This window comes from Streptomyces anandii JCM 4720, assembly GCF_014650655.1.
GTDB lineage: Bacteria > Actinomycetota > Actinomycetes > Streptomycetales > Streptomycetaceae > Streptomyces > Streptomyces anandii.
In genome coordinates this window covers 240713-251220 of record NZ_BMVJ01000004.1, presented here as the reverse complement: position 1 = coordinate 251220, position 10508 = coordinate 240713, and the positions used below count along the sequence as shown (strand labels likewise).

Genomic DNA, 10508 nt, shown 5'->3' with positions numbered 1-10508 from the left:
GGCGGCGTCCTCCAGGCCCCAAGCGGTCAGCTGGCTGTCCGCGTAGTGGCGGGCGTCGGCGACCACGGAGGCGTCGAAGGGCAGGTCCCACGCGGCGACCCGGTCGGCGTGCAGCGCCCGGGTGCGGGCCACCAGCAGCGCCACGTCGTCGTCGGGACGGTGGCTGAGCAGGGCCGTCAGCACCCGGTCGCAGACGGTGTCCAGGGTGGTCGCCGGGCGGGCGAGCTCGGCGAACATCTTGTCCAGCGCCACGTCGATGTCGTGGTCGCGGGCCTCCAGCAGGCCGTCGGTGTAGAGGGCGAGGACGCTGCCCTCGGGAAGCTCGGTCTCCACGGCCTCGAAGGGCAGTCCGCCCAGGCCGAGCGGCGGGCCGGCCGGCACGTCCAGGAAGCGCACCGCGCCGTCCGGGGTGACCACGGCGGGCGGCGGGTGGCCGGCCCGGGCCAGGGTGCAGCGGCGCGACACCGGGTCGTAGACGGCGTAGAGGCAGGTGGTGCCGATGCCGCCGGCGGTCTCGGCGGCCGGGTCGGTGGCGCTGCCCTCCTCCACGGACAGGTGCAGGACCAGGTCGTCGAGGTGGGTGAGCAGCTCGTCGGCCGGCAGGTCGACGTCCGCCAGGGTGCGCACGGCGGTCCGTACCCGGCCCATGGTCGCCGAGGCGCGGATACCGTGCCCGACCACGTCGCCCACCACCAGGGCCACCCGCGCGCCGGACAGCGGGATCACGTCGAACCAGTCGCCGCCCACGCCCGCCTGGCTGCCGGCCGGCAGATAGCGGGAGGCGACGTCCAGCGCCGTCTGGTCGGGCAGGGTCTGCGGGAGCAGGCTGCGCTGCAGGGCCATGGTCGTGGTGCGGGCCCTGGTGTGGCGGCGGGCGTTGTGGATGCTGACGGCCGCCCTGGCCGCGAGTTCCTCGGCGATCAGCACGTCCTCCGGCCCGAAGGGCTCCCGGTCGCGGCGGCGCCCGAAGAGCACAACGCCGAGCGTGGTGCCGCCCGTCAGCAGCGGCACGGCCAGCAACGAGTGGGCTCCCAGGGTGCGCAAGTACGCGGCCGCCTCGTCGTGCTCCAGCCAGCGGCCGAACGCCGGCTCGGCCGCCGTGTACCGCTCGGGCCGGCCGGTGACCAGGCACCGTACCGGAGGGGACGCGGCCGCGTAGGCGGTCGTCCCGCCCACGGCACTGGCCGGTTCGGGTTCGCGCGTGTCCACCGACCGCAGTGCGGCGCGCCGCAGGACGACCGGCTCGGTCGCGGCGGCCGGGGAGGTGTCCTCGGCGGACCGGGGGAAGTCCATCAGGTCCACCGCCGTCAGGTCGGCGAGCAGCGGCACGGTGACGTCCCCGAGTTCCTGCACGGTGCGCCCGAGGTCGAGGGTGGTGCCGAGCCGGGCTGCCGCGTCCTTGAGCCGCAGCGCGTTCTGCCGCTCGGCGGCAGCGGGGTTCGGAAGACCGTCCTGTGCCGCCAGGCACACCCCGCACACCCGTCCGTCGCCGTCCTTCAGAGGGGTCAGGGTGACGGGCCGGCCGGCCCGCGGACCGGCGTCCTCGGTGCGCAGGACGGCCTCGGCGTGCTGGGGTTCGCCGGTCTCCAGGACCGTACGCATCCGTCCGGCGGTCTCCTCGCCGGACGGGCCGGGCGCGATGTCCGCGAGCCGCAGCCCGCGCAACTCGTCCTGCGTGCGTGCGAGCGCGCGTTCCATCGCCTCGTTGACGCGCAGCAGGCACAGGTCGGTGCCGAAGATCGCCAGCAGACAGGGGGACTGGTGGAAGGCCCACTCCTCCAGGGTGGCCTGGGTGGTGCGGATCGCCTCGGACGAGTCCCCGGGCGGGACCGGGCCACGGGCCGGGCGCTCGCCGGGGGAGGTGGGAAGTCGCTCCATCGCCGCTCATCTCGCCGTTGCTCGTTCGTCGTCCCGCACCGCGCGCGGGACCTGTACGGCCAGGGCTCTACTGACAAGCATCTTCCCGAGGGCGACGGAGCACCAACGCAGAGCCGGAGAGCACCGAGGATCCGCCCGGCGGCGCGCGGCCGGCACCGGCGCCCTCACCGCGCCAGCAGCCTGCGCAGCCAGTCCAGCTGCGCCGCCCGCGCCGCCCGCGACAGGGCCGCCTGCGGGACGAAGCCGTCGAAGCCGTGGAAGCCGCCGGGCCAGACGTGAAGTTCGGCCATTCCGCCGGCCTGCCAGATGCGGGAGGCGTAGGCGACGACCTCGTCCCTGAAGGTCTCCGCCGACCCGACGTCGAGGAAGGCGGGCGGCAGCCCGGAGAGGTCCTCGGCGCGCGCGGGCGCCGCGTAGGGCGACACGTCCGGGCCCCCGCGCCGGTCGCCGAGCAGCGCCGTCCACGCGGTCTCGTTCGCCGTACGGTCCCACGTGCCGATGCCCGCCATCTGGTGGGCGGAGGGGGTGTCGTTGCGGTCGTCGAGCATCGGGTACATCAGCATCTGGCCGAGCGGCCGCGGGCCCCCGCGGTCCCGCAGGAGCAGCGCCAGCGCGGCGGCGAGGCCACCGCCCGCGCTGGCGCCGGCGAGGACGATGCGGTGCGGGTCGCCGCCGAGTTCCGGGGCGTGTTCCGCGGTCCACAGCAGGCCCGCGTACACGTCCTCGACCGGTGCCGGGTGCGGGTGCTCGGGCGCGAGCCGGTACTCGACCGACACCACGATCCCGTCCAGCTCCTTCGCCCAGTTCAGGGCGGCCTCGACGCCGAGTCTGCTGTTGCCGAGGACCATGCCGCCGCCGTGCACGTGGTAGATGACGGGCCGCGGTCTGCCGGTCGACGGCGCGGTCGGCCGGCAGATGAGCAGGGACACGCGGGGCGCGCCCGGCGGCCCCGGCACCTCGCGGTCCTCCGCCTTGAAGGCGCCGTCCATGGTCACGTCCAGCGCGGCCGACAGTTCGACGGCCGGGCTCCGCCGGGCGGTCTCGATGTCCTGCGGGGTCAGGCCCGGCCCGAGCGTCCCGGCGACCTCCTCGAGGGCGGCGGCGAGTTCGGGGTCGAAGGGGGGCGGGACCGGGACCGGCGTCATGGCGTCTCCTCGCAAGGTGGCTCCTACGGCGAGGGTGCGAGTACCCGCGCGTATGCCAGAAGTCGCGGAGGTACGGAGGCGCGGGGACGGCGGAGGGGCCGGAGCTGTGGAAGCTCCGGCCCCTCCGGCCTCGCACGATGTGAGGCGGCTGCCCGGTCCCGGCGGGGATCAGGCGGCGACGGCCTCGCCCGCGTGGCCGTGCAGGCGGGCGACGACCTCGGTCAGCTGCGCGGCGACCTCGGCGTCGTCGACCGGGTGGGTCTCGGCGAAGCGGGTCACGGAGCCCGGGATGGACAGCTTGATGTCCTCGATCACCTTGCCGCCGGCGATGCCCACGGCCTTGCGGGTGTCGTCCTGCGCCCAGACGCCGCCGTACTGGCCGAACGCGGTGCCCACCACGGCGACCGGCTTGCCGCCGAAGGCGCCCGCGCCGTAGGGACGCGACAGCCAGTCGATGGCGTTCTTCAGGACGGCCGGGATGGTGCCGTTGTACTCGGGGGAGAAGAGCAGGAAGGCGTCGGCGCCCTGGGCGGCGGCGCGCAGCTCGGCGGCGGGGGCCGGCACGGCGCCCTCGACGTCGATGTCCTCGTTGTAGAACGGGACGTCGGCCAGGCCGTCGAACAGGACCACCTCGGCGCCCGCGGGGGCGAGCTTCACCGCCGCCTCGGCCAGCTGACGGTTGTGCGAACCGGCGCGAAGGCTGCCGACGAGCGCGAGGATGCGAACAGACATGGGGGACTCCAAGGGGGGTGAAACGCTGCCGAAACATATCCGGACCGAGGTCCGCTTAATTTTCTACCAGGCTAACCGGACCGTGGTCCAGTTTTGTTCCCATGCTTTACGCTGTCTTCATGTCCAGCCCGCTGCCGCCCTTCCCGAAGCCTCAGGAGCCCGTGGAGAAGCCGGTACTGCTCGAATTCGGCACCGGCGTGGACGAGCCGTGCCTGCGGGCGGACGCGGCGCGCAACCGGGCCCGGCTGCTGGACGCGGCCGCGCGCCTGGTGGCCGAGCACGGTGCGGCCGGCCTCACGATGGAGGCGGTGGCCGCGGCCGCCCAGGTGGGCAAGGGCACCGTCTTCCGCCGCTTCGGCGACCGCACGGGCCTGCTCACCGCGCTGCTGGACCACTCGGAGAAGAAGTTCCAGGCCTCGTTCCTGAGCGGCCCGGCCCCGCTCGGGCCGGGCGCGCCGCCCGTGGAGCGCCTGTCGGCGTTCGGCTGCGCCGCGCTGCGCCGGGCCACCGACGACCTGGAGCTCCAGCTGGCGGCCGAGCCGTGCGCGGACCGCCGCTTCGTCGTGCCGCCGCACCGGGTGCGGCACAGTCACGTGGTCATGCTGCTGCGGCAGGTGGTCCCGCAGGCCGACACCGAACTCCTCGGCCACGTGCTGATGAGCTATCTCGAACCGGCCCTGATCCACCACCTGGTCAAGCAGTGCCAGATGCCGATGGAACGGCTCCAGGCCGGCTGGCGCGACCTGGTCGCCCGCGTGACCGGGACGTCCGTGACCGGGACGCCTCACGGCGCTGCGGAGGGCGTCGCGGACGGTGTCGCGGAGGGCGCTTGCGAAGGGATGGCCGGGCCGCCCGCATAGCGGGCTCGCGCTCATGGCCGGCCTCAGCCGTGGGCCGCGAACATCTCCACGAGACCGCGCGGCGCGTCCTCGCGGAACAGCAGGGCGGCGCCGCGTGCGGAGTCCTCGGCGGCCGCCCCGGCGCGCGGGAACAGCCGCTCCTCGTACGCGGTGAGCGCGGCCTCCACGTCGTACGGCCGGGCGGCGAGGAAGCGGCCGAGCTCGGCCCCGTCGAGCATGGCGAGGTTCGCGCCCTCGCCCGCGAACGGTGACATCAGATGGGCGGCGTCGCCCAGCAGTGTCACCCCCGGGGCGCGGTCCCAGCGGTGACCGGCGGGCAGAGCGTGGATCCGGCGCGGCACCAGTGCCTCGTCGGCGTCCGCTACCAGGGCCCGCAGGGCCTTGTCCCAGTCGGTGAAGTGCTCGAGGATCCGCTCCTTCGCGGTCTGCGTGTCCGTGAAGTCGATGCCGTCGAGCCACTCCTCGGGAACTTCGAGCGCCACGTACAGATGCACGCTGCCGTCGGTCTCACGGTGGGCGAGGAAGCCCTGCCCGGCAGCCAGGGCGAAGAAGAAGCCGTCGCCCACCAGCTCGGCCAGTACCGGATGGCGCACATCGGCCTTCAGTAGATCCGCCTCGACGAAGGACACCCCCGTGTAGACGGGTCGCGCCGAGGAGAGAAGCGGGCGGATCCGGGACCAGGCGCCGTCCGCGCCGACCAGCAGGTCGGTGGTGAACGAGGTGCCGTCGGCGAGATCCACCTCGTGCCGCCCGCCCCCCAGCGGACGCGCGCCGGTGACCTTCGCGCCCCAGCGGACGGTGCCCTCGGGCAGCGAGCCGAGCAGCAGGTCTCGCAGGTCGCCCCGGTCGATCTCGGGCCGGCCGCCCGCGCCGTCGTCGTCCTCCTCCAGGTGCACCACGGCGTCCTTGTCGAGCACCCGCGTGGCCTGGCCGCCGGGCAGGACCAGCTCCAGGAACCGCTCGTGCAGCCCGGCCGCGCGCAGCGCCTCCTGGCCGGAGTCGTCGTGGATGTCGAGCATGCCGCCCTGGGTCCGTGCGCCGGGCGAGGCGTCGAGGTCGAACACCGCCGCCTCGATGCCGTGCACGTGCAGCACGCGGGCGAGCGTGAGCCCGCCGAGACCGGCGCCGACGACGGCGATGGGGTGGTGCGGGGTGGTGGTCATGGGCCCTCCTTGGGCTGGCGCTCGGGGTAGGGTAGCGAACATGTTCGTGACGAACAAGTTCGTCAAGAATACGTTCGTGAGGAACCTGATCGTGGAGAACGGTTCGGCGCGCGCGGCCAAGAGAAAGGGCCCCTTCCGCTCGTGCGCGGAAGGGGCCCCTGCGGGAGCCTGTGCCCTGTTCGCCCTACTGGCCGCCCTGCTCGCCCTGGGCCTGCTGCTCGGCGACCGACTTGCGGACCTCGTCCATGTCCAGCTTGCGGGCCTGGCCGATCACGTCCGCCAGCGCCGACTCGGGCAGCGCGCCCGGCTGGGCGAAGACGGCGACCTGGTCGCGCACGATCATCAGCGTGGGAATCGACTGGATCCCGAAGGCCGCCGCGAGCTCCGGCTGCGCCTCGGTGTCCACCTTGCCGAACACCAGGTCGGGGTTGTCCTCGGCCGCCTTCTCGTAGACCGGGGCGAACTGACGGCACGGCCCGCACCAGGACGCCCAGAAGTCGATGAGAACGAACTCGTTCTCGGTGACCATCTGGTCGAAGTTCTCCTTGGTGAGCTCCACGGTGCTGCTCATGACGTATCCCTCTTCCTGGTGGGGGCTCCCCGCGTGGGGGCGAAGCCGTCGGCACAACACGGCCGACCCTATGGGTATTCCAGCGCGTATCCCGCGCGCGTACCCGTGTGGCCACGGCGCACACCACCCACCAGACTGACCCCATGACGGAAACGGAAACCATCGCGTACGACGTCGTGGTGCTGGGTGCCGGACCCGTGGGGGAGAACGTGGCCGACCGCACCCGCGCGGCCGGCCTCTCCACCGCGGTCGTGGAGAGCGAACTGGTCGGCGGCGAGTGCTCGTACTGGGCCTGCATGCCGAGCAAGGCCCTGCTGCGCCCGGTCATCGCGCGCGCGGACGCCCGCCGGCTGCCCGGACTGCGCCAGGCCGTCCAGGGTCCCCTGGACGCCGCAGCAGTCCTCGCCCGCCGTGACGAGTACACCTCCCACTGGCACGACGACGGCCAGGTCCGCTGGCTCGACGGCATCGGCGCCGACCTGTACCGCGGGCACGGCCGGCTGGCGGGTCCGCGCACGGTGACGGTCACCGGAGGGGACGGGAAGGCGGTCACCCTGACCGCCCGGCACGCCGTCGCCGTCTGCACCGGCACCCGGGCCCAGCTGCCCGGACTGCCGGGCCTGGACGAGGTGCGGCCGTGGACCAGCCGCGAGGCAACCAGCGCCAAGGAGGTGCCGGGGCGGCTGATCGTGGTCGGCGGCGGAGTGGTCGCCACCGAGATGGCCACCGTCTTCCAGGCGCTCGGCTCCCGGGTCACCGTCCTGGTGCGGGGCAAGGGACTGCTCTCCCGCATGGAGCCCTTCGCCGGTGAGCTGGTCGCCGACGCCCTGGCCGAGGCGGGCGCCGAGATCCGCACCGGCACCTCGGTCACCTCGGTGACCCGTGAGAACGGCACGGTCGTGGCCGTCATCGACGCCGGTGACCGTGTCGAGGCCGACGAGATCCTCTTCGCCACCGGCCGCGCCCCGCGCACCGACGACATCGGCCTGGAGACCGTGGGACTGGAACCCGGCTCCTGGCTCGCGGTGGACGACACCCTGCGCGTGGAGGGCAGCGACTGGCTGTACGCCTGCGGGGACGTCAACCACCGCGCCCTGCTCACCCACCAGGGGAAGTACCAGGCGCGGATCGCCGGCGACGTCATCGGGGCCAGGGCCGCGGGGGTGCCCCTGCTCGAGACGGACCCGTGGGGAGCGCACGCCGCCACCGCCGACCACCACGCCGTACCGCAGGTCGTCTTCACCGACCCGGAGGCCGCCGCCGTGGGCCTGTCGCTGGCGGAGGCCGAGCAGGCCGGCCACCGCGTCCGCGCCGTCGACGTGGACCTGACCTCCGTCGCCGGCGCGGGGCTGTACGGCGAGGGCTATCGCGGCCGGGCCCGCATGGTCGTCGACCTCGACGAGAGCATCCTGCGCGGTGTCACCTTCGTCGGCCCCGGTGTCGGCGAACTGATCCACTCGGCGTCCGTGGCCGTCGCCGGACAGGTCCCCGTCGAACGCCTCTGGCACGCGGTCCCGTCCTACCCGACGCTCAGCGAGGTCTGGCTGCGCCTCCTGGAGGCCTTCCGCGGCTGACCGGCTCGGCCCCTGAGGAGTCGACCGGCTCGAGGCATCGACCGCTCTGAGGCGTCAACTGCCCTGATTCGTCTACTGCGTTGAAGGGGAGGGCGAGCCAGTCGGCCCCTCAGGGCAGTCGAAAGCCCAGCGCCCGTGCGGCTGCCCCGGGGTCCGGCTGGGACCAGCGCCGGGCCATCGCCTCGCCGGAGGAGAGCGAGCGCAGCTCGGCGCGGTCCAGGTAGAGCGTGCCGTCGAGGTGATCGGTCTCGTGCTGCACGATGCGCGCGGGCCAGCCCGTGAACACCTCGTCGAGCGGGCCCCCGTGCTCGTCCTGCCCCGTCAGGCGCACCTCGGCGTGCCGGGCCACCACCGCCTGCCAGCCCGGCACGCTCAGACAGCCCTCGAAGAACGCGGCCCGCGCCGGGCCCTGCGGCTCGTAGGCCGGGTTGACCAGCACCCGGAACGGCTGCGGCACCCGCCCGCGCACCCGGCGCACCTCCTCGGGGACCGGCGCCGGGTCCTCCAGGACCGCGATCCGCAGCCCCACCCCGACCTGTGGCGCGGCCAGTCCCACGCCGGGCGCCGCCCGCATGGTGAGGCGTAGCGCCTCGACGAACCGGCCCAGCAGCTCCGGCCCCAACTGGCCTTCGTACGGCTCCGAAGGCCGCCGCAGCACCGGATCACCGGCCGCCACGATCTTCAACGGCCCTTCGGAGGCGAGGAGTTCCTCGACCTGCTCGGCAACGGACCGGTGCGCACGAGGAGTAGCCATCACGCCAGCATGCCACGGCGCCGGCCCGACGCCGTAAGGCGCCCGGTCCCGCGCGGCGCCTGGCAGCACGTGCCGCCGCGGATACGTGGCGCTGCTCGCCGGGGTCGCCGTACTCGGCTGGTACGTGCCGCTGCTCGGCATCCCGCTCGCCGCGTTCGCCGTGGTCGACGTCGTGCCCGGCGAGATCGCCCACCGGCGCGGACGGCGCCGGTACGGGGCGGCGGCGTGAAGTAGCGTGGAGCGACACGCCGACGCCGAAGGGAGCGCGGGGGCCGGAGGGAGAGGGTAGATGGCGACGCAGCACCGGCGGGCCCGGCGCGGGCAGGGCGAGCTGGAGGGCCAGGTGCTCGGCGCGCTGCGCGAGGCGGACGGCCCGGTCACCGCGGCCTGGGTGCAGGAGCGGCTCGGCGGCGACCTCGCCTACACCACCGTCGTCACCATCCTGACCCGGCTGCTGGCCAAGGACGTGGTGAGCCGGGAGCGGCGGGGCCGTTCCTTCGTGTGGACGCCGACCGCCGACGTGGCCCGCCTCGCGGCACTGCGGATGCGCCGTCTGCTGGACGGCGAGCGCGACCGCCAGGCTGTCCTCGCCAGCTTCGTCACCGCGCTGCCGCCGGACGACGAGCAGGTGCTGCGCGCGCTGCTGGAGGCGGCGGACACCGGCGCCGCGGACACCGCGGCCACGGGTGCCGGCGCCGCGGACATCGGCGAGGAGGGCCTTCAAGACGGCGGCGGGGGAGACTGACGCCTCATGGGAGTCTTCGTCCTCCTGCCGCTGGTACTGCCGCTGTCCGCGTGGCCGGTCGCCCGGCTGGCCGCCCCGCGTCTGCACCCGCGCACCGCCACCCGGCTGCTGACGTCGGTCGCCGTCGTGATGGCCGGGTGCAGCACCCTGTGCCTCGCCCTGCTCATGGTGGTCGGCACCGCCCAACTGCCCGGCAACCCGCTGCCGGACGCCTGGTCCGACCCGGAGGTCAGGGCCGCCGTCCCGCACGACGGGATCGCGGGGCGCGCGGCGATCCCCGCGCTCGGCGCGGTCACGGTGGCGTGCGGGCGTACGTTGCTGGCCCACCGTCGGGTGATCCGGCGCGCCCGGCGGGCCCTGGCCGGACTGCCCGGCACCACGGTCGTCGTCCTGCCCGCCCCCGAGCCGTACGCGTACGCCCTGCCCGGCGCGCACGGGGGCCGGATCGTCGTCACCACCGCACTGCTCTCCGGACTCGGGCCCGCGGAGCGGCGGGCGCTGTTCGCGCACGAGCGGGCCCATCTGGCGGCCCGGCACCACCGCCATCTGCTCGCCGTCCACCTGGCGGCCCGCGCCAACCCCTTTCTGCGGCCGCTGCGCTCCACGGTCGTCTACACCGCCGAGCGCTGGGCCGACGAGGACGCGGCCCGCGCGGTGGGCGACCGGCGCGTGGTCGCTCGGGCCATCGGCAGGGCGGCGCTGCTGTCGGCGCCCGCGCCCGCCCGTACGCTCGCCGCGCTGGCCGCCACCGGACCGGTGCCGCGCCGGGTCGCCGCCCTGCTGGCTCCCGCGCCCGCCGCCCGCGACTGGCCGTCGCTGTTCACGGGCGTGGGGGCGGCGGTCTGGGGCGCCGCCGCGGGCGCGGCGGTGTCCGCGATGTCCTCGGCGAACTCCGCGGTCACCCTGTTCCTGCTCCTGCACGCGGCGACACCGCTGTAGACCCAGGCGACCCAGGCGACCCAGGCGACCCAGGCGACCCAGGCGACCCCGGCGACACCGGGGTCCTGGGTCTCGGCCGGCCGTGTGGTCTCACACGCCTTCGAGCTCGCCCGCCAGCGCCGAGGCGACCCGCAGGTGCGTGGCCGC

10 protein-coding genes and 1 pseudogene are annotated in these 10508 nt (G+C 74.7%); 5 read left to right on the top strand and 6 right to left on the bottom strand.

Going from position 1 to position 10508, the window contains the following annotated elements; genetic code table 11:
- From IE249_RS09820 to IE249_RS09810, 3 genes are all read right to left on the bottom strand, one after another.
- Nucleotides 1–1878: SpoIIE family protein phosphatase (locus IE249_RS09820; protein WP_229857980.1), on the bottom strand; the 1878-nt coding region annotated here is incomplete at its 3' end.
- 164 nt (nt 1879–2042) lie between these two features.
- Nucleotides 2043–3023, bottom strand: coding sequence for an alpha/beta hydrolase (locus tag IE249_RS09815; RefSeq protein ID WP_189704381.1), 981 nt, complete (start codon nt 3021–3023; stop codon nt 2043–2045).
- 168 nt (nt 3024–3191) lie between these two features.
- Complete coding sequence (locus IE249_RS09810) at nt 3192–3755, bottom strand: NAD(P)H-dependent oxidoreductase (protein WP_189704380.1); 564 nt, start codon at nt 3753–3755, stop codon at nt 3192–3194.
- 119 nt (nt 3756–3874) lie between these two features.
- Here IE249_RS09810 and IE249_RS09805 point away from each other — a divergent pair, with 119 nt between their 5' ends.
- Entirely contained in the window at nt 3875–4615 is a 741-nt protein-coding gene (locus IE249_RS09805; protein WP_229857969.1) for a TetR/AcrR family transcriptional regulator, read from the top strand.
- Between the two features lie 23 nt (nt 4616–4638).
- On the opposite strand, the gene IE249_RS09800 is transcribed toward IE249_RS09805, so the two are convergent.
- On the bottom strand, nt 4639–5778 hold the full coding sequence (locus IE249_RS09800; RefSeq protein WP_189704378.1) for an FAD-dependent oxidoreductase: 1140 nt from the start codon (nt 5776–5778) through the stop codon (nt 4639–4641).
- 184 nt (nt 5779–5962) lie between these two features.
- Entirely contained in the window at nt 5963–6349 is a 387-nt protein-coding gene (trxA, locus tag IE249_RS09795) for a thioredoxin (protein ID WP_189704377.1), read from the bottom strand.
- Nucleotides 6350–6492: 143 nt separating this feature from the next.
- Here trxA and IE249_RS09790 point away from each other — a divergent pair, with 143 nt between their 5' ends.
- Nucleotides 6493–7923, top strand: a complete 1431-nt coding sequence (locus IE249_RS09790) for a dihydrolipoyl dehydrogenase family protein (RefSeq protein WP_189704376.1) — start codon at nt 6493–6495, stop codon at nt 7921–7923.
- Between the two features lie 109 nt (nt 7924–8032).
- Here the strand turns inward: IE249_RS09790 and IE249_RS09785 are convergent, their stop codons facing one another.
- Nucleotides 8033–8677, bottom strand: a complete 645-nt coding sequence (locus IE249_RS09785; RefSeq protein WP_189704375.1) for a peptide deformylase — start codon at nt 8675–8677, stop codon at nt 8033–8035.
- A 15-nt stretch (nt 8678–8692) separates the two neighbouring features.
- On the opposite strand from IE249_RS09785, the pseudogene IE249_RS09780 reads away from it, so the two are divergent.
- The 3 genes and pseudogenes from IE249_RS09780 to IE249_RS09770 all read left to right on the top strand — a co-directional run.
- Nucleotides 8693–8906, top strand: a pseudogene (locus IE249_RS09780) (PepSY domain-containing protein); the annotation flags it as partial.
- Nucleotides 8907–8966: 60 nt separating this feature from the next.
- Complete coding sequence (locus IE249_RS09775; protein ID WP_189704374.1) at nt 8967–9422, top strand: BlaI/MecI/CopY family transcriptional regulator; 456 nt, start codon at nt 8967–8969, stop codon at nt 9420–9422.
- A gap of 6 nt (nt 9423–9428) precedes the next feature.
- Complete coding sequence (locus IE249_RS09770) at nt 9429–10361, top strand: M56 family metallopeptidase (protein WP_189704373.1); 933 nt, start codon at nt 9429–9431, stop codon at nt 10359–10361.
- Nucleotides 10362–10508: the final 147 nt, after the last annotated feature.